A 19,412-nucleotide genomic window follows, 5' to 3' on the forward strand; every position below is an offset into this window, starting at 1 on the left:
TACGCTGACAGCCCGACGAACCCGCATGCCGGATCGGCGGCGGGGCCGGGCACGGCGTGGAGAGGTTGACCGTGATCAGCTGGCTCTCGGATGTGTGGTCACGGACGCACGTCGTGCGGATCCTCGACGGCGGCGAGGACGCCGGCCCCCTGGCCGACCGGGCGACCCTGGCCGAACTACGTTCCCCCTCCACGATCGAAGCGGCGCGAAAGCTGACCACGACCGGCCGCTTCACCGAGAACATCTGCCGCTGCCCCGGCGACACCACCATCGCACTCCACGATGACTCCGATGAACTCGTCACCACTGCCAGCCTCCACGGCTACGGCAACATCAGCTGGGAACGGCAACGCCTACACAACGACCTGCACGTGGCAGATCCCGCCGCGCTGCACCTGCTCCTGGCCACCCACGGCGTCCCGGACCAGATCCCGCTGTTCCTGGCACCACTGACCGACCTGCTGAATCTGCACGAAGGACACCCACAGTTCCGACCCGCCGGAGACGCCGGCAGGCAGCACCTGACCGAACGGGCCGTCCCCCACGTACTCCATCCGGTCCTGCTGCCCCTCACCGGCCAACAAGTAGGCGAACTGTCCACCACACAACTTGATGCCATGAACGATCAACTCACCACCATCGCACCTTCACCGGTCGACCGCGCGCGAATCCTCCTGTCATGGCTCGGTCGACTCCCCGTCCCCGCCGAGGCGTTCTGGGGCGAAGGCGCACTCATCCGGCACCTCCTCGCGGACATCCCCCGGGCCGACATCGCCACCGCAGCCCGTCATGCATCCACCGGACACACCGCAATGGGCGTAGTCAACCTGGCCCTACATACCGGCGACGACGGCACCCTCGCCACCGCCATCAGACCAGCCCTGCGGCGACTACTGTCAGTCGCCCCCGCTCGCGCTGAGCGTTGAACGATGTCGCCACGTCGCGGCGAGTTGTGTGAACTCGCAGGTGGTCGGCGAGTTTGCGGATGCTCCACCGGGTGAACGCCGCCCCAGTTTCTCGGAGCGGGTGTTGGCCGTCTCGACGATGGATGCCTCGTTATCTGGGCTGATCTGGCCGGGACAGCCCCCACCGCCCGCCTCGGTCGGATCGGTGAACCGGCTCCCCGACGGGTGACTCTGAGCAGCTGCTGACCTTCTTGATCACTGAGCCGCCGCACGCGTACAAGATCTGCCACAGCCTGATCGCCACGACGCCGCCCCGACCGACACCACGGGCGGCGTGTCAACCAACATCGTGAACGTTCATGGTCACGGCACAACCCGCACCCGGCCAGGGGTTCCCGGTCAGGTCCGCTTACGGCTCGCGATCTGGTCAGAGAGTTGCCGCACACGGGCGGGGTCCGCGTCCCGGGCTAGGGCGACGTAGTGGTCCATGACGGCCGGCCGGTAGCGCACGGGCAACGTCTGCCCCGGGGCGAGTCGGGTGAGCTCGGTGATCGTGAGACCTTCGTCGGCGATACCGCGGAACGAGATGCCCTCGGCGGTCTCCACGTCGAACATCAGGACCACGCGAGGGTTGCTGTTCACCTCCCGCCAGCCGACGAGGACACCGAGCGCAAGCACCCCAGTACGTAGGTCCGCATTGCGCTTGCGTGCGTCACTGCTCAGGAGCGGGTTCGGGGCGACGCCCGGGAAGTCGGGCCCGACGCCCAGTGACTCCCGGCTCAGGTCAGGCCTGAGCTGCGCCACCATAGCGTCGAGCTTCTTCTTCCGACCGAACATCCTGACCCCTCCCTCACCGGTGCCGGGATCTCGGCCTGACGCCTCGCCACCATCGCGATCATACGTCGCCAGTCATTCCCTTCCGACCCAGGCGTCCCAGCGCTTTCAGGAGCATCCCCTCGAACAACGACCACTGGGCATCCGAAAGCAACATGCCTAAGCATCAAACGTTGCGCGCATTGACATGACCCCGAACGAGATCCGCCAGATCGTAGGCGATGCGCGGCTACTCGCAGTGTGTGCAGGTCGGCTTCCGTGACGACGTGGCGGAGCCGAGGCTGGTCCGCCAGCAGCGCCTGCGCATCCGTGCGGTCTTCGAGTTGTGTGTTGGCAGGTGCCGTCGCGCGGAGGGCCAGCGAGCAGCTGCCGGTCGGCCCGCCGCGGTTGCGCAACCCGGTGCGGAGAGGCGTGCCGGGCCCCGGGTCCGACCGACACCGGGGCGGGGGGTGTGCCGGCGGGTGCGGTCCTCAGCGGGCCGTTGTTCGGCACCGCGCACGCCGCCCGTAGACCACGTCACCGCTGGGCTGGCCGGATAGTTCCGTGTTGATCCCGACAGCGCGGGCGGCGGCCACGCTCGCCGCGATGGCTTCGGCCGGCAGTTGCCGCCGGTCGCCGCGGGTGCCGCAGACGGCGTGGTGATGGGCGTCGTCGGCGAGGCCGAAGGTCGTCGTCCTGCCGACCGGCACGGTGTGGGCGATGCCCAGCTCGACCAGTTGCTGCAGCACCGGATGCACGGTTGACAGTTCCACGGCCACACCACGGGCGAGCAGGGCTTGATACAGCTCGTTCACGGTGAGGTGCCCGCGGCCACCTACGGCGTGGGCGAGTTGGTCGAGCGCTCCGCGCCGGGCTGCGGTGTTGCGCAGGCCAGCGCGGCGTAATCGCTGCATCGCGGGGTTCACCCGCTCGGTCTCCGATGTGGTCAACCGCCGCTCCTCGCCGCACGATCACCAGTTCTATTGCAAGATAGTGGCAAGAGCGTAAGATTGGCAGCAAGTCCGAGGAGTTCTGATGGCGGTCTACACCCTGCCCGATCTGCCCTACGACTACGGCGCGCTGGAGCCGGCCATGTCGGGGCAGATCCTGGAGCTGCATCACGACAAGCACCACGCCGCGTACGTCAAGGGCGCCAACGACGGCCTGGAGCAGCTCGCCGAGGCCCGAGCGAAGGGAGACTTCTCGACCCTGGTCGGCCTGGAGAAGACGTACGCGTTCAACCTGTCCGGGCACGTACTGCACTCGATCTTCTGGAACAACCTCTCCCCGGACGGCGGTGACCGTCCCGACGGCGAGCTGGCCGCCGCGATCGAGGAGCACTTCGGCACGTTCGACGCGTTCGCCGGGCAGCTGTCCGCCGCCACCAAGGGCGTGCAGGGCTCCGGATGGGGCGTGCTTGCCTGGGAACCACTCGGACAGCGGCTGATCGTGGAGCAGGTCTACGACCACCACGGCAACGTCGGCCAGGGCTCCGTTCCACTGCTGGTCTTCGACGCCTGGGAGCACGCCTACTACCTGCAGTACCGCAACGTCCGGCCGGACTACGTCGACCGGCTGTGGAACCTGGTCAACTGGCCGGACGTGATCGCCCGCTTCGACGCCGCCCGCGCCACCACGCCAAAGATCTGATCGGCGTGACCAGCCCCACCCCGGCAGCGGCCGAACTGGTCCAACGCGCCGCCGGGGTCATCGCGGCCAAGCACCGCGGTGACCTCGGCGGCGCCGAGGAGCTGCTCGCCGCGTTCGGTTCCGAGCAGGCCAAGAGCCTCGGCTTCTACCTGCTGGCCGATCTGAGCCTCGGGCTGCTCCGCGCGCAGAGCGGCCAGTCCATGGACGATCTCGTGCGGGAACTGTCCCTGCTCGTCGCCGTCACCGCCACTCCGCCCGACAGCTGACGGCGGTGGTCATCCGGTCGGTGCCGCCGGCACCACCAGACGTGCCGACGGCACCGACCGGTGGGAATCCGGGACTGCCCCGCAGCGGTGAGTGGGAACGACCGCCGTCACCAGCACTGGGCCGCACGGCCTGGGAAGCGACGGCCAGTAGGAGATCCGGCATCCGGATCACGCCCACGAGTCCGAAGACCTGCCCGCGCTGCGCATCCACGAGGTGGGTGCGCTGCCGTCGACCTCGCGGGCGGGTCGGGCGGGTGATGCGCTGCGGCGTGTCCTCGACGTGCGTGCCGGCTGGTCGGTCGGTGTGCTTCCCGAGGACGGATGAACCATGCACGAGAGCACCACACTCACCGGCCGGCCCCCGTCGGCGTCACGGCTGACCCTGTCGCAGATCATGGACCAGCACCACACCAACCTGATGGGCACCGTCCACGGCGGTCGGATCCTCAACCTCATCGACTCCGTCGCCGGAGTGGTCGCCGCCCGACACTCCGACGGCCCGGCGGTCACCGCCGCCATCGACGAGACCGCCTTCCTACGGGCCGTACGGGTCGGCGACGTCGTGCACGTCGATGCCCGGATCACCTGGGCCGGCCGCAGCTCGATGGAGGTCGCCGTCAAGGTCAGCGCGGACCGTTGGGACCGGGCGGTACCGCCGGTGGACGTGGCCACCGCCCACCTGGTGATGGTCGCCGTCGACGACGACGGTCAGCCGCGAGCCGTGCCGCCGCTGCTGCCGGAGACCGATGGTGACCGGCGTCGTTACCGGGAGGCGCAGATCCGGCGGGAGCACCGGCTCGCTCTTCGGCGGGCGTTGCTCGACGGTGCTGAGGAGGGCTGAGTGGTGCTCGGGCTGTCCGTGGCCACCCTGGCCGGCTACCTTGCCGCCATCGCCGTCCTCATGGTCACTCCTGGGCCGGACATGATGTTCGTCCTGGCCAATGCGACCCGCTACGGCGCCCGGGCCGGCGCGGTCGCCGCGCTCGGGGTCGCGGCCGGGCGAGGCGGTACATGTGGCGACGGTGGTCTGTGGTCTCGCCGCAGTGGTCTCCGCGTCGCCGGTGTTGTTCGCCGCGATCCGCTGGGCCGGGGCGGCGTATCTGATCGTCCTCGGGGTTCGGGCCCTCCGCGACGGCAGGGCGACGGCTTCCACCACGGCGCAGCGGAACAGCCGCAGTGGCGGGGCGTTCCTCCGCGGGTTGGTGACCAATCTCCTCAACCCCAAGATGATCCTGTTCAGTGTGGCTTTCCTGCCGCAGTTCGTCAGCCCGGCGACTGGCGACGTGACGGCGCAGCTGGTGCTCCTCGGTGCGATCTTCGTCGTGGTGCAGCTCACCGTCGATGTCACTCTCGGAGCCGGGGCGGGCAGGTTCGCCGGCCGGGTGACCGACGGTCGGTGGTCTCGGCGGATCAGCCGGGTCTGCGCGGTGGCCTTCATCGCCCTGGGTGTCCGCCTGGCCACCAGCGGATGACCGCGCTGTCCCACGGCTGGTCCCGGATCGGCGGCCCGCCGTGGTCCGGTCGTCGGCGCTGTGCGGAGTCCCCGTGCCCGACGACCGGCACGGGGACCCCGCAGTCAGGCCGCAGCCGACGGTGGTTGACCGGCGGTGTTCGCCACCACTACACCTCCGCCGCCGTCATCGCCGATGGCACGGCCCCGCCTGCCGGGGATCCGGTGGCCGACTACGTCCCCACCGGCCGGCCGGGCCACCGTCTCCCCCACGTCTGGCTCGACCCGGAACAGACCCGGTCCACCCTCGACCTGGTCGCAGGCGACGGTTTCATCCTGCTCGCCGGCCCGACGCGGCCTGGGCCTCGACTGCGGCCGAGCAGCAGAAGGTCGGGTTTCCACTGACCGTCCACCACCTCGACCGAGTGATGTCGCCATCTGCGCGAACGGTCTTCCTCGACCAGTGCGGCCTGCACGACACCGGTGGCCTTCTGGTGCGACCGGACGGCCACATCGCCTGGCACACCCCCACACGCCACCCGACGGCCTCCCCACCATGATGAACATCGTGCGATAGCCGCCGCTGAAGGCCAGCGAAGGCACGCCCAGCAGGAGGAGATGAACGATGCGACAGCATGTACCGGGCCGGATCGCCCTGGCGTTGCTCGCGGGAGCGGCGGTCGCGATCGCGCCGGTCGGCCCGGCGCAGGCGCACGTCTCGGTAAGCCCCGCCCAGGCCGCGCCAGGTGGATTCACCACCCTGACGTTCCGGGTGCCCAACGAGCGCGCCGAAGCGCCGACGACAAGCGTACGCATCGTGATGCCCGAGACCACACCGATCACCTCGGCGGCGGTCCACAAGCTGGCCGGGTGGCGGGCGACCGTCGAGGACGGCCCACTCGCCGCGCCGGTCAAGGTCGGCTCGGCAACGGTGACCGAGGCGATCACCTCGGTGACCTGGACGGCGGCAACCGCCGAGGACGCCATCGACGGCAACCAGTTCCAGGAGTTCAGCGTCTCCGTGGGCCCGTTGCCCACGACCGGCGACCGGATCGTGTTCAAGGCTCTCCAGACGTACGCCGACGGCGTCATCTCCCGCTGGATCGAGGAACCCCCGGCCGGCGGCCCCGAGCCGGAGAACCCCGCCATCGTCCTACGCCTGACCGAGGCTGCGGCCAGCGGCGTCGACGAACACGGGATGCCGATCACCGCACCCCCGCCGACGGCCGCCGCCGACCGGCCGGCCGGGGTCGCGCTGGCTGTCGCCGTGGCCGGTGTCGTCCTCGGTGCCGCGGCGCTCCTGTTGGGACTACTCAATCGGACACTCGGGAAGCCACGTCGGTAGCCCGACCACCCACACAATCAGAGGTAGTCGGACAGCACCACCACCGGGTTCCCACCCCGTCAGGAATAGTCGCCCGCTGACAAACACTGATCGGTCACGGCAGGAACGCATAGACCCTCCCTAGCCTGAACAACGACGTCCGACGAGTGGAGGCTCACATGGCAGCCGACGGCCTGGTACACGTGCTCACCCTGTGCGGCAACTGCAACTGCGGATGCCCGGAGCTGTACATCGACCCCGCAGCGCCGGCCGAGCAGCGAGTCGTCATTACCGATGATTTCGGCAACGCGATCCGACTCAGCGGCGGCCAGCTCAGCGACATCGTCGGCCTCGCCCGCTCGGGCGCGCTGGACGACGTGGCCTCCGCCTAGATTGACGTCCGACATCCCCGGCACCCGATGCTGGGTGATGAGCCACCGCCCCTCGGACGCCATCGACGACCGGTCGCCAGGTCCCCGCCGGACTATGCTCGATCCGATCTCCGGCAACCCATGGCTCACCGGGTGGTGGCCGCAGCGGGCTGTGCACCAGATCGACGTTCCGGGCTTCCGAATGGTGCTGCTCGGTCCCTGCCCCCTGTCACCCCGACTCCTCACCGAGCAGGTCAGCCGGGCTGTGCGGCGTCATGCGTTCGGCGCGCTCGCCCGACTGCCCGGCAGCTACCTCACCTTCGTCCGCGCGCCGTACGGCACGTACGTTGCCGGCGATGTGGCGGGAGTCTGCCGGCTCTGGCTCGGTGATGGGGTCGCCGGCACTCGACCCGGGCCCACCGCGGTACTCCTGCCCGAGGCTACCGGGGCGCTTCTGTACGACGACGGAGCGGTTCGCCACGAGCGGTACTGGACGCCACCCGCCGCCGAGACAGCGGCCACCATCACGGGACCGCTCGTCGCGCACCGGCTGCGGATGGCCGTGCGCTGCCGACTCGACCTGCTCGGGTCAAGCCAGCAGCACTCGGGCCGCATCGCCCGCCGGCTCGCCGAGGGCGAATCGGTCGGCTTGAGCACCTCGATGCTGCTCTCTCCCACCGGGCTGGAAGAGATCCTCGGACCCGGGCCGGCGCCGCACCGTATGGTCGGGCGGAACGGCAAGGCAGACCGTCTCCGGCTCGTACGTGCCCAGTCATCTCCCTTTTCCGGGTCGGCTGACTTGTGCGTGCACCGCCCCCTTCTCGACGCCCATGTGATGGAGGCTGCCCTCGCCACCCGAGAACGCGACGTCCGGCGCGGCGCACTGCGCCGCGAGACGATGCTGGTTCTCGATCAGATGTCGAGTGAATGACCACGTTCTGCTGAACCGCGTCGACATTTCCCGCGTACCATGGTGCGGAGCCGGGACACGCCACCGCAGGACCATCCGCGGTGTGCCACCCAGGGTCGACACCAGGGCAGGGTGCCGCCCCCGTTCTCCGCCGCACATCGTGCGGATCCGGCTGACTCGAAAGAGGTCATCGTGCAATCCACGTACCAGGTTCGGGGTATGACCTGCGGGCACTGCGCCCAGTCCGTCACCTCCGAACTCACCGCATTGTCGGGCGTTCAGACCGTCGAGGTCGATGTCGAGGCGGGCCGTGTCACCATTCGCAGCGCCGAGGCGTTGCCGCTGGCCGAGGTTCAGCGGGCGGTAGACGAGGCCGGCTTCGAACTGGCCGGCAGCCCCGCGTGACCACCACCGTTGACCAGCTGCTCACATCGCTGACGATCGGGGGCATGACCTGCGCGGCCTGCGCCAACCGCATCGAGCGCAAACTCAACCGGATCGACGGCGTACGGGCCACGGTCAACTTCGCCACCGCCACCGCCACGGTGGAGCACACCCCGGCGGTAGCGGTGCCGGAGTTGGTAGCGACCGTAACCGCGATGGGCTACACCGCCCGGCCGCCCGCGCCGACGACCATTGCCCAGGACGACGACCAGGCCAGCAACGACATGGGGCGACGGCTGCTCGTCGCGGCGGCGTTCGCCGCCCCGGTAATGGTGATCTCGATGACACCAGCCGCCCAGTTCCCGTACTGGCAGTGGGTGGTCGCCACGCTGACCGCGCCGGTCGTGGCCTGGGCGGGTTGGTCGTTCCACCGGGCGGCGCTGATCAACGCCCGCCACGGCGCCGCCACGATGGACACGCTGGTCTCCCTCGGCGCGTTGGTGTCCTTCCTGTGGAGCCTGTGGGCGCTGCTGGGCACACCCGCCGGTCGGCCAGGCCTGCGGATGAGCCTGTCCTGGTTTTCCGGGCACGACCACCCGCTTTATTTCGAGGTCGGCGCGGCTCTGGTGACGTTCCTGCTGGCCGGGCGCTGGCTGGAGGCGCGGGCCCGGTACCGGGCCGGTTCGGCCGTGCGTTCGCTCGCTCAGTTGGGCGCGAAGGACGTCGCCGTCCTCGACGCGAATGGCACCGAGCGGCGAACCCCGGTCACCGACCTGCGGGTCGGTGATGTGTTCGTGGTCCGCCCGGGCGAGAAGATCGCCACCGACGGGGTGGTCGAGGCTGGTGTGAGCGCGGTCGACGTCGCCCTGCTGACCGGGGAGAGCGTCCCCGTCGAGGTGGGTCCCGGTTCGGCGGTGACCGGCGCCACCGTGAACACCGGCGGTCGGCTCGTCGTGCGGGCGAGCCGGGTCGGCGCCGACACGCGGCTCGCGCAGATCACCCGCCTGGTGGCCGAAGCACAGGCATGCAAGGCCCGAATTCAGCGCCTTGCTGACGAGGTCGCGGGCGTCTTCGTCCCCTTCGTTCTGATGATCGCCCTGGCCACCTTCGCCGGCTGGTTGGTCCTCGCCCCCACCGCAACGGCGGTCGGGGTTGCCGTGGCGGTGCTGATCGTCGCGTGTCCCTGCGCTCTGGGCCTGGCCACACCCACCGCGCTTCTCGTCGGCACCGGTCGCGGCGCACAACTCGGCGTGTTGATCCGCGGAGTGGCGGCGCTGGAGTCGGCCCGTCGCATCGACACCATCGTGCTCGACAAGACCGGCACCCTGACCACCGGCCGGATGCGGGTCACCGGCGTGCATCCCCTCCCCGGCGTGGACCGCAGCGAGCTGCTGCGCCTGGCGGCTGCGGTCGAGGCCTGCTCCGAGCATCCGGTCGCCCATGCCATCGTGATCGCCGCCGGAGCCGAGCACGGGCGGGACCTGCCGCAGGCCGATGGCTTCCGCGCTGAGCCGGGGCTCGGGGCCCGCGGCACCGTCGACCAGGTCCGGGTGACCATCGGCAACGCCCGGCTCCTGGCCCTGGACGGCATTAGTGTCGACGAGGCGGCGGGCACGGCGGACACGGTGGTCTACGTCGCGTGGGACGGGCAGCTTCGTGGTTGGATCGCCATCGCCGACACACTGCGGGAGTCCGCAGGGCCGACGGTACGACGGCTACGCGCGCTTGGCCTGCGACCGGTCCTGCTGACCGGTGACAGCCTCGCAGCAGCAGCCAGCGTCGCCGCCCAGGTGGGGTTGACGGAAGTCATTGCCGAGGTCACGCCCGAAGCGAAGGCTGCCACCGTCCGGCGGCTGCGCGACGAGGGCGCAACGGTGGCCATGGTCGGCGATGGAGTCAACGACGCGGCCGCCCTCGCCGAAGCCGACCTCGGCGTGGCGATCGCCACCGGCAGCGACATCGCCATCGAGGCCAGCGACGTCACGATCGTCCGCGCGAGTGCCGGCACCGTGGATCTCATCGCCGTGGTCGACGCGCTGGCCCTGGCCCGGGCCACCCTACGCACCATCAAGGTCAACCTGTTCTGGGCGTTCGCCTACAACAGCCTGATGATCCCGCTGGCCGCTGTCGGTCTGGTCACCCCGATGCTCGCCGCCGCCGCGATGGCCTGCTCCAGCCTGCTCGTCGTGCTCAACAGCCTTCGTCTGTTCCGCTGGCGACCGGCGGCCGTGACCGCCGGCGAGGCAGCGAAGCAGCCCGCGACAACGACCGCCGCACGTTGATCCGCTGACGGATCTTGTCCGTACCGGGAGGCGAAGCGGTGCCGTAGGCTCATTCGGCGACCTACCCGAACCCGTCGTCGACGTCGATCGGTTCGTGGTGGTTCAGGACGCCCGGGCAAAACCGGACACGGAGGTACCAGGTGACCGACGACGACGCGGAGATCACCGCCTGGGCTCTCGCGGCCGGCCGGGGCGACCAAGACTCGGCCACCCGGTTCATTCGGGCGACCCAGCAGTACATATGGCGGTTCGTCGCCCACCTGATCAGCCCGTCCGAGGCCGACGACCTGACCCAGGAGACGTATCTGCGAGCGATGCGCTCGTTGCCGTCATTCGCCGCGCGCTCGTCGGCCAGGACATGGCTGCTCGGGATCGCCCGGAAGGTAGCGGTCGACCACGTACGCGCGGCGACGAGACGGCCGCGTACCACGCAACTGTCAGACCGGCACGATGTCCCCGACGCTGGCGGCAGCGCCTTCGATGGTGCGGTCGTGCTCAACGATCTCCTGTGCTCGTTGGCGCCGGACCGACGCGAAGCGTTCGTGGCGACCCAGATCCTCGGCCTGTCCTACGCCGAGACCGCCGAGGTGTGCGGGTGCCCTGTCGGCACCATCCGTTCCCGGGTGGCACGGGCTCGAGAGGACCTGGTTGCCGCAGTCGACGCGAGCTCTTGGCCGGCGCGGCGGCAGCGCGGCAGCGCGGCCAGCTGAAGGCGACCGACCGAGGACGCAACATCCCCGGTCAACCCGGGAACCAGGACACCCTGTCAACCGACTACCGGTGCATGGGGTGTGAGCAGTGGCGGGAGATCCTGTCAGCGCAGTTGGACGGCGAGGCAACCTTTGCTGAGCAGGCCGGGGTCGACGTTCACCTCGACGGGTGCGCGACCTGCCGGCGATGGTACGACCGGGCCGCTGCCGTGACCCGGCGGACCCGCCTGACGCTTACCGCGCCCGGACCCGTTCTCACCCACGTCGTCGTGGTCGCACCCCCCGCGCCTCGACGCCTGCGGGACCGTCTCGTGCTCCCCCTGCGAGCAGGGCTTGCTCTCATCGGTGCTGTTCAGCTGGTGCTGGGCCTGGCGCAGATCGGCCGTGGCCCGACCGCCCCACACGCCCACGACGCCCTCGGCGCCCTCGGCTCCGGGCACCTGTGGCACGAGGCTGCCGCCTGGAACATCGCCGTCGGCGCCGGGTTCCTCTTCGTGGCAGCCCGGCGTACATCCTCCACCGGGCTGGTGCCGACCCTGAGTGCCTTCGTCGGCACGCTCATGCTGCTCTCGGTCAATGACCTGATGACCGGCCGGGTGGAACCCTCCCGACTGGTCAGCCACGGTTTCCTGCTCGCCGGGTACGTGATCGTCGTCGCGTTGTCGCAGACCAGGCGGCACCGTGACGAGCCTCCGACGCACAGCCGGACCGCCCGCCCCGCCGGGCGCTCCGCGGCAGGTGACGAACCACAGGCCACTCGGCCGAGGCTGCGACTGGCACCGCCCCACCCGGGCACGGCACGGATCAGCGACCGGTCAGCGGCCTGAACGGCGAGAACACCCACCACTGCGCCAGCCGTTCGCCGCGCCAGCCGTGACCACGTGACGGCCATTACCCGCCAGCCCGGAACTTTCACGCTGCGACGACCGACCAACGAAGCAGCAAGCAACCATCGGAGGCAGAATTCATGCGCACCACCAGCCCTTTCGGATCGCGCCGACGCTCGGCCTTTGTCCTCGCCACCGCAGCTGCGCTCGTCGCAGTCGGTGCCGGCGGATGCGCCTCGTCCGACTCGTCGTCGACCGCGCAGCCGAGCCCGTCCGCGTCGGCCAGCGCCGCCGCGGGTGTGGTCACGATTCGCGATCCGTGGGTGAAGGCAGCCGACAAGGGGATGACCGCGGCCTTCGGGACCCTGGTCAACGACGGCGACACCGATGTGACTCTGACCAGCGCCACGACCTCCATCTCCGCGATGGAGTTGCACGAGATGGCCATGAAAGACGGCAAGATGGTCATGCAGCAGAAGCAGGGCGGCATCGTGATCAAGGCCAAGAGCACCCACGCGTTGGAGCCCGGCGGTGACCACCTGATGCTGATGGATATCACCAAGCCCGTCCAGGCCGGCGACGAGTTGACCTTCACGCTCACCTTCTCCGACGGCAAGACCCAGCAGTTCACCGCGGTCGCCAAGCCGTTCACCGGCGCGCAGGAGACCTATGCCCCGGGGCACGGCGAGCCGATGCCCGGCATGAGCGCCACGCCGGGGATGACCATGACCCCAGCATCGTGACGCAGACACCACCCGTCCACCCGGTGAGCAGGCGTGGCCTGCTCACCGGCGGCGCGCTGGCCGCCGGCGGGGTACTGGCCGGTGGGGCCGCCGTTGTCGCGACCCGCGCAGGGCAGACCGGCCCCCCGTCGGTGGACGCCGCCGGCACGACGCCGGTGGCGAGTGTCGGCGGACTGGTCGAGCCGTTCTACGGCGTTCGGCAGGCCGGGATCGCCACCGAACCGCAGGCGCACGGGTCGTTCGTGGCGTTGACACTGCGGGCCGGCACGGACCGGGCCGCGCTGGGTCGATGGCTGCGGCTACTGACCGACGACGCGGCCCGGCTCACCCAGGGCCGACCCGCTCTGGCTGACACCGAGGCCGAACTCGGGCTGTTGCCCGCACGGTTGACCGTGACCTTCGGCTTCGGGCCGGGCCTCTACCGGGCGGGCGGCGTCGACGATCGCCGGCCGGCGTCGGTCGCCGACCTTCCGTCGTTCCGCATCGACCGGCTTCAGCCGGCCTGGTCCGGTGGTGATCTGCTGCTGCAGATCTGCGCCGACGACGCGATCAGCGTGGCCCATGCCCAACGGGTCCTGATCAAGGACAGCAGGCCGTTCGCGACCGTGCGATGGGTGCAACAGGGCTTCCGGCGTAGCCCCGGCGTCGAGCCGGGCGGCCACACACAGCGCAACCTGTTCGGTCAACTCGACGGCACCGCCAATCCCCAGCCGGGGGTTGCGATGGACACGGCCGTCTTCGTGGCCGACGGACCGGCATGGCTACGCGACAGCACCACCCTGGTACTGAGACGAATCAGCATGAACCTGGAGACCTGGGACCTGCTCGGCCGCACCGACCGCGAACTCGCCGTGGGCCGACGGCTCGCCACCGGCGCACCGCTGACCGGAACCGCCGAGCACGACGAACCCGACTTCGCCGCCACCGGCCCGGACGGCCTCACCGTCATCCCCGACTTCTCCCACATGACCCGCGCACACGTCACCGACGACCGGTACAAGATCCTGCGCCGGCCCTACAACTACGACGGTGCGCCGACGGCGGAGGGTCACGCGGACAGCGGCCTGATCTTCGCGTCCTACCAGGCCGACATCACCCGTCAGTTCCTGCCCATCCAGCGCCGGTTGGCCGATCGGGATCTACTCAACGAGTGGACCACCCCGATCGGGTCCGCCGTCTTCGCCGTCCCTCCCGGTTGTCAACCGGGAGGATGGATCGGCGAGCAGGTACTCGGATGATCACGTCCACCGGAGTTTCGTCATGACCGCACCGTCGTCCCGCCCCACCGCCGTTCGACTCGGCGCGGCGGTGCTCGCCGCCGTCGTGGCGCTGCTCATTCCGGTCAGCCCGGCGTGGGCACACAACACGCTGCGCTCGGCGGCACCGGCCCAGGAGTCGACGCTATCCAGCGCACCCACCGAGATCGTGCTCGAGTTCGTCGAACGGCTGGACCCGACGTTCACCACCATCGTGCTCACCGACGCCGCCAAACGGAAGGTACCCACGGGCGATCCGGTCGTCGGTGGCGCGAAGGGATCGGTCCAGGTGACCGGGGCGCTGCCCAACGGCACCTACACCGTCGCCTACCGGGTCGTCTCCACCGACGGCCACCCGGTCCAGGGGTCGTACCCGTTCACGGTGGCCGACCCCAACTCCAGCGCCGCGCCGATCGTCGTTACGACCACCGACGCGCCGTCCGCGGCGGCGTCGGTGCAGGGCGACGATGGGCCGGGCACCGGCGTCCTCGTCGCCGGCGGCGCGCTGGCCGCCGTCGTCGTGGTGGTCGTTGGTGGGCTGCTCCTCCGACGGCGAGCGAACCGTCGTTGACCAGACCGTTCTCCTGCGGTCGCGTCCCATCACCACTTCACAGGTCAAGGTCACCACGTGTCCGACACAGATTCCCGGCAGGTCGCCGCCGACGGCTCCGGTACCACCATCCCGGTGCCGGCGGCGACATCCGCCAGCCGGTTCCGGTCCACCGCATCGACGGCCTACGACTGGTTCCTTGTTGTCACCGCCTGCGCCTCGGGGATCGCTGTGCTGCTGTCGGGCCTGCGGGTCGGGGGTGCCCTCGCCGCCGTGATTCCAGGCCTACCCGATGCGGGACCAGCCACGACCTGGGCGCTACCGGTGGTCCGGCTCCTCGGTGACGGCCTCGCCACCGTCACCGTCGGCATGCTGGTGACCTCCGCATTCCTGCTGCCCGGCGACGGGCGCACCGTCTCGCCCCACGGCTACCTGCTGCTACGGCGAGCGAGCCTCACCGCGCTCGGCTGGGCGGTGGCGGCGCTGTCGCTGATGGTGCTGACGGTCTCAGACCTGCTCGGCCAGCCGCTGGAAACGCTCAAGCCCGCGACGGTCGTCAGTTTCGCCACCATGATCTCGCAGGGCCAGTCCCTCATGCTGCAGGCGGGGCTGGCCCTGACCGTGGCGCTGCTGGCCCGCGCCGGGGTGTCCCGAGGGCTCGCCGCGACGGTCACGATCCTGGCCCTGATCGCGGTGCTACCTCCGGCTTTCACCGGCCACGCCGCCGGAGCCGGTAACCACCAGATCGCGGTCACCAGCCTGGCCCTGCACATCCTCGCCGCCGCGGTGTGGATCGGTGGACTCGTCGCCCTGCTGATGGTGCGGCGCAGCCGAATGCTGGCCGAGGCCGCTGCCCGGTACAGCCGCCTGGCCCTGGGCTGCATCGTCGCCGTGACGGTGAGCGGGCTGGCCAACGCCGCTGTCCGCCTCGGCACGGTCGACCAGCTCTGGCAGTCCCGCTACGGCTGGCTGGTCCTCGGCAAGGTCGCCGCCCTGCTGATCCTCGGCGTGCTCGGCGCGGCACACCGCTGCCGTACCCTGCCGGCGTTGCGCGCCGGCAGTCGATGGGCGTTCACCCGACTGGCCGCCGGTGAACTGATCGTGTTCGCCGCCACCGTGGGCCTTGCCGTGGCACTGTCGCGCAGCCCCACCCCCGTCCCGGTGTCCGGCATCGACGCCGACCCGATCACCGAGTTGCTCGGCTTCCCGATGCCTGCGGCACCCACGGCGGGCAACCTGCTCGGGCAGCCGCTGCCGGACATGTTCTTCCTGACCCTCTGCGCTGTCGGCGTCGGCGGGTACCTGGCCGGGGTACGCCGGATGCACGTCGCCGGGCACCGGTGGCCTCTCGCCCGGACGGCGAGTTGGGTGGGCGGGTTGCTGTTGCTCGCCGCGACGACCAACCTCGGTGTGGCCCGCTACGCGTACGTGCTGTTCAGCGCACACATGGCCCAACACATGGTGCTGTCGATGCTGGTGCCGATCCTGCTGGTCGGCGGCGCACCGGTCACCCTCGCCCTGCGTGCCCTGCGCCGACCGGCCGACCCACAGGTACGCGGCGCCCGGGAGTGGCTGCTGATCGCCGTGCACAGCCGCGTCACCAAGCTGCTCACCCACCCACTCGTCGCGCTCGGCATCTACACCGGCAGCCTGTTCGGTCTGTACTTCAGCGACCTGCTCGGCGTGCTGATGCGCTCCCACCTCGGTCACCTGGCGATGCTCACCCACTTCGTGGTCGCCGGCTACCTGCTGTTCTGGGTGCTCATCGGTGTCGACCCCGGTCGTCGACGGCTCCCCCATCCCCTGCTGGTGATCATCCACCTCGCGTCGATGATGGCCCACGGCTTCTTCGGCCTGGTCCTCATGCAGACCACCACCGTCATCGCCCCCGACTGGTACATCGCCGTCCACCCCGCCTGGGCGTCGTCGCTGCTGGCCGACCAGAACCTCGGCGCCGGCATCGCCTGGGCCTTCGGCGAGCTACCTGCCGTCGTCGTCATGATTATTCTTGTTCGTCAGTGGATCCGCGCCGATGTGCGCGAGCAGGCCCGCCTCGACCGGGCGGCCGACCGGGCGGACGCAACCGGCGAGGAGGACGACCTCGCCCGCTACAACGCGTTCCTCGCCGCGTCCGGACAGGCCGACAGTGGCGCGCGGCGCGCGACCGGGTCCGACCAGCACTGACAACGCTGCGGCCTGGTGCCGTCCGAGAGATTCTCGGGAACCTTGAGGGCTTGCGTTCCGACTACCTCACCAAGCCGGAGCAACGCAATGAACCACCGGGCGACCATGCCAGCAGGAGAGGCACCCCCTGGCGGGGGTGCTTCTCGCCAATGCCGATCGGAAGAACATGTCTCTCACCGAATTGTCCGGCGGGTCGACGCCGGAACCCGCCACAGCCACCGAAACACCTGCCCGACCGGCCCGACGAACGTCACCGTTCGGTGCGCTGCTGCTACGGCTGCACTTCTACGCCGGTATCCTCGTCGCCCCGTTCCTGGTGGTCGCCGCCCTGACGGGGCTGGCCTACACCACCACCCCGCAACTGGACAGCATCCTCTACAGCGACCAACTGACCGTCGCTGAGGTGGGTGACCGTCCGCTGCCGCTGGCCGACCAGGTCGGTGCCGCCCGCAACGCCCACCCGGAGGGCAGCATCACCACCGTGCAGCCCGGCGAGGGTGACCGGACCACCCGGGTGACGTTCGCCCTGCCAGAGCTCGGCGACAAGCAGCACACCGTCTACGTCGACCCGTACACCGCGCAGGTCCAGGGCCAGCTGACCACCTGGTTCGGCTCGACCCCGGCCACCACCTGGCTGGACGACCTGCACCGCAACCTGCACCTGGGCGTGGTGGGCCGGCACTACTCCGAGCTGGCCGCGAGCTGGCTGTGGGTCCTCGCGCTCGGCGGGGTGATCCTGTGGTGGCGTCGACGCAGCGCCTCCCGGGCCACCGCCCGGCACCTGCTCGTACCGGACCTGTCCGCCGGCAAGGGTGTCCGCCGCACCCGGGGCTGGCACGCCACCACAGGCATCTGGCTCACCGTCGGCCTGCTGTTCCTCTCGGCCACCGGGCTCACCTGGTCCCGCTATGCCGGGGCGAACTTCGGTGCAGGCCTCGACGCGCTCAGCGCCCGCGCCCCGGAGATCTCGACCAGCCTCACCACCGTCCCGGACGAGCCGGCCGAGACCGGCGGCGGCCACCACGAGGCCAGCGGTGCAGGCGGAGTGGTCGAGTCGGCTGCTTTCGATCGGGTGGTGGCGGCCGCCCGTACGGCCGGCCTGGACGGCCCGGTCGAGATCGCCCCGGCTGCCGAGGCGGGCTCGGCCTGGACGGTCACGCAGGTCGACAACACCTGGCCCGTCGCCAAGGACCGCGTCGCCGTCGACCCGGCCGGCGGTCAGGTCACCGCCCGCAGCGACTTCGCCGACTGGCCGCTGCTGGCGCAACTCAGTGGTCTCGGTATCCAGGCCCACATGGGTCTCCTGTTCGGCCCGGTCAACCAGATCCTGCTCGCGGCGCTGGCGCTCGGGCTGCTCTGCGTCATCGTCTGGGGCTACCGCATGTGGTGGCAACGTCGACCCACCCGCGCCGACCGACGCGCCCTCGCCGGCACCCCGCCGCCCCGTGGCGGTGTCCGCGGCATGCCGCTGTGGGTCCTGCTCATCGGCGTACCGGTGACCGTGGCGATCGGTTGGGCGCTGCCCCTGTTCGGGATCACCCTGCTCGCGTTCCTCGTCATCGACGTCGTCGTGGGCGCGGTGTCGCGACGACGCCGTCCAGCCGTGGTCCCCACCTCCCCCGCGCCAGCCGGCAGCTGACGCACTGACAGGGTTCGGCCGTTCGTCCGCCGAACGGGCGGCCGAACCCCGCGTCTGGTGGGCCAGCAGCACGCCCAATCCGATGCCGGCTGGTCACCCCCGTTGCCGTGATCAGTTCGCCGGACGTCGCCTCTGGTCAGGGCGGCGAGACCGGTGGGTGCGTACCGGGTGTCGGGAACCAGCGGGGTCGGCGGTGCGACTACCCCACCAGCGGGCGGCGCATGCCGTACCGGGGCGTGGCGGGGGGGGTACCGGATGACGGGCGTACACATCCTGGCGGTGGGTCTGGCCGTGACGGTCTGCCTGCTCCTGACGGCCGGGCGACGTGTTCCTGATCTATCCGGAGACACCTCCGTGGAAACCGAGGTGCCATCGTCGCCTGGCCAGTGCGCGGAGCCTGACCACGCCGCAACCGGCCCGGCCCGCTGCTTCCCCGACCCTCGACACCCGACGACTCGTCGACGGCAGGTGACCGCACCAGCGATCACGGCGACCAGGGCGGTACGCGGTCACGGGCGGCGACATGGCCCGGGTCTGCGGCTGAGTCACCGGACGGCCGGCTACACCACGGGGAAGACTCAGGATCTCGGTCATGTCCTCAGCTGCGCGCCTCGTGCCCGTGGGCGTCACGAGGCGCTCAGCGGGCCGCAGCGGCACCAGCGATGGCCAGCCGTGCTCGCGGTGTCCGCCCTCGCACTGACGCTGATCGCCGCGGTGACGGTGCCACCGGTCACCGCGCAGGCAGCCCGTGACCGCGCGTTCTGTCCCAAGCGTCAGTCGGTGGCGATCAGCGGGGACGGCCACACTCTGCACGTGTGGTTGCAGCGCGACACCGCGTCTCCCCTCCTGCACCTCTGCTGGACCAACGACGGCGGCCCCGCCGACGAGATCCGCGGCTGGGCGGCCACCGCTGTGGACGCCACCGCTCCCGAGCTGCGGACCGATGTCGAGGTTCTGGCGCTGACCGCTCAAACCGCGATCGGACACGTGGCCCTTACCCCCGGTCACGTCTGGCGGCTGTCCTTCGAGCTGGACACGGACTCCGGCGCCCTCCCGACTCTGTCGACGGCCATCCGGATCTGACCGGTCGTCGCACGAGCCGGAACTCCAGCAGGGTCTCGAACGACCAATGAGGCAGCACCCGCCCG

Annotated in this window: 20 protein-coding genes and 1 riboswitch; of the genes, 18 read left to right on the forward strand and 2 right to left on the reverse strand. The window is 70.4% G+C overall.

The features are described 5' to 3' along the window. The first annotated feature begins 113 nt into the window (after positions 1-113). Entirely contained in the window at positions 114-926 is an 813-nt protein-coding gene (locus FJK98_RS22040) for a hypothetical protein (RefSeq protein ID WP_145920712.1), read from the forward strand. A gap of 378 nt (positions 927-1,304) precedes the next feature. On the opposite strand, the gene FJK98_RS22050 is transcribed toward FJK98_RS22040, so the two are convergent. Together FJK98_RS22050 and FJK98_RS22055 are read right to left on the reverse strand one after the other, a co-directional pair. Continuing rightward, positions 1,305-1,742, reverse strand: a complete 438-nt coding sequence (locus FJK98_RS22050; protein ID WP_145920713.1) for a hypothetical protein — start codon at positions 1,740-1,742, stop codon at positions 1,305-1,307. A gap of 467 nt (positions 1,743-2,209) precedes the next feature. Further along, positions 2,210-2,668, reverse strand: a complete 459-nt coding sequence (locus FJK98_RS22055) for a Fur family transcriptional regulator (RefSeq protein WP_145920714.1) — start codon at positions 2,666-2,668, stop codon at positions 2,210-2,212. An 85-nt stretch (positions 2,669-2,753) separates the two neighbouring features. Between FJK98_RS22055 and FJK98_RS22060 the strand changes: the two genes are divergently transcribed. The 17 genes from FJK98_RS22060 (at position 2,754) to FJK98_RS22140 (ending at position 19,347) form a co-directional block, all read left to right on the forward strand. Continuing rightward, entirely contained in the window at positions 2,754-3,368 is a 615-nt protein-coding gene (locus FJK98_RS22060) for a superoxide dismutase (protein WP_145920715.1), read from the forward strand. A 5-nt stretch (positions 3,369-3,373) separates the two neighbouring features. After that, a complete protein-coding gene (locus tag FJK98_RS22065) occupies positions 3,374-3,634 on the forward strand; it encodes a hypothetical protein (RefSeq protein ID WP_091285980.1) in 261 nt (86 codons plus the stop codon). A 56-nt stretch (positions 3,635-3,690) separates the two neighbouring features. After that, positions 3,691-3,823, forward strand: a riboswitch (cobalamin riboswitch). A 139-nt stretch (positions 3,824-3,962) separates the two neighbouring features. Beyond that, positions 3,963-4,475, forward strand: a complete 513-nt coding sequence (locus FJK98_RS22070; RefSeq protein ID WP_145919155.1) for an acyl-CoA thioesterase — start codon at positions 3,963-3,965, stop codon at positions 4,473-4,475. Positions 4,476-4,647: 172 nt separating this feature from the next. Beyond that, the gene (locus tag FJK98_RS22075; RefSeq protein ID WP_240762256.1) at positions 4,648-5,106 is read left to right on the forward strand and encodes a LysE family translocator; all 459 of its coding nucleotides are present in this window, start codon (positions 4,648-4,650) and stop codon (positions 5,104-5,106) included. 603 nt (positions 5,107-5,709) lie between these two features. Next, a complete protein-coding gene (locus FJK98_RS22080) occupies positions 5,710-6,429 on the forward strand; it encodes a YcnI family protein (protein WP_145920716.1) in 720 nt (239 codons plus the stop codon). 158 nt (positions 6,430-6,587) lie between these two features. After that, on the forward strand, positions 6,588-6,800 hold the full coding sequence (locus FJK98_RS22085; RefSeq protein ID WP_088643418.1) for a hypothetical protein: 213 nt from the start codon (positions 6,588-6,590) through the stop codon (positions 6,798-6,800). Between the two features lie 94 nt (positions 6,801-6,894). Next, positions 6,895-7,710, forward strand: coding sequence for a hypothetical protein (locus FJK98_RS22090; RefSeq protein WP_145920717.1), 816 nt, complete (start codon positions 6,895-6,897; stop codon positions 7,708-7,710). Positions 7,711-7,878: 168 nt separating this feature from the next. Then, positions 7,879-8,094 (forward strand): heavy-metal-associated domain-containing protein, encoded by a 216-nt coding sequence (locus tag FJK98_RS22095; RefSeq protein ID WP_088643315.1) that lies wholly within the window; start codon positions 7,879-7,881, stop codon positions 8,092-8,094. 44 nt (positions 8,095-8,138) lie between these two features. Next, positions 8,139-10,355: a cation-translocating P-type ATPase gene (locus tag FJK98_RS22100; RefSeq protein WP_145922931.1), complete on the forward strand. Its 2,217-nt coding sequence runs from the start codon at positions 8,139-8,141 to the stop codon at positions 10,353-10,355. 140 nt (positions 10,356-10,495) lie between these two features. After that, complete coding sequence (locus tag FJK98_RS22105) at positions 10,496-11,065, forward strand: sigma-70 family RNA polymerase sigma factor (protein WP_145920718.1); 570 nt, start codon at positions 10,496-10,498, stop codon at positions 11,063-11,065. Between the two features lie 74 nt (positions 11,066-11,139). Next, the gene (locus FJK98_RS34860; RefSeq protein WP_145920719.1) at positions 11,140-11,892 is read left to right on the forward strand and encodes a zf-HC2 domain-containing protein; all 753 of its coding nucleotides are present in this window, start codon (positions 11,140-11,142) and stop codon (positions 11,890-11,892) included. 140 nt (positions 11,893-12,032) lie between these two features. Continuing rightward, on the forward strand, positions 12,033-12,635 hold the full coding sequence (locus FJK98_RS22115; RefSeq protein WP_145920720.1) for a copper chaperone PCu(A)C: 603 nt from the start codon (positions 12,033-12,035) through the stop codon (positions 12,633-12,635). 23 nt (positions 12,636-12,658) lie between these two features. Continuing rightward, entirely contained in the window at positions 12,659-13,873 is a 1,215-nt protein-coding gene (locus FJK98_RS22120; RefSeq protein WP_088643313.1) for a Dyp-type peroxidase, read from the forward strand. Between the two features lie 22 nt (positions 13,874-13,895). After that, complete coding sequence (locus FJK98_RS22125) at positions 13,896-14,462, forward strand: copper resistance CopC family protein (protein WP_145920721.1); 567 nt, start codon at positions 13,896-13,898, stop codon at positions 14,460-14,462. A gap of 57 nt (positions 14,463-14,519) precedes the next feature. Beyond that, positions 14,520-16,625 (forward strand): cytochrome c oxidase assembly protein, encoded by a 2,106-nt coding sequence (locus FJK98_RS22130; protein WP_240762257.1) that lies wholly within the window; start codon positions 14,520-14,522, stop codon positions 16,623-16,625. Positions 16,626-16,791: 166 nt separating this feature from the next. After that, positions 16,792-18,264 carry a PepSY domain-containing protein gene (locus FJK98_RS22135; protein WP_145920722.1) on the forward strand — a complete coding sequence of 491 codons (1,473 nt, stop codon included), beginning with the start codon at positions 16,792-16,794 and terminating at the stop codon, positions 18,262-18,264. Between the two features lie 672 nt (positions 18,265-18,936). After that, positions 18,937-19,347: a hypothetical protein gene (locus FJK98_RS22140; protein ID WP_088643310.1), complete on the forward strand. Its 411-nt coding sequence runs from the start codon at positions 18,937-18,939 to the stop codon at positions 19,345-19,347. Positions 19,348-19,412 lie beyond the last annotated feature (65 nt).

Source organism: Micromonospora sp. HM134, from assembly GCF_007833915.1.
Classification (GTDB): Bacteria; Actinomycetota; Actinomycetes; order Mycobacteriales; family Micromonosporaceae; genus Micromonospora; species Micromonospora wenchangensis.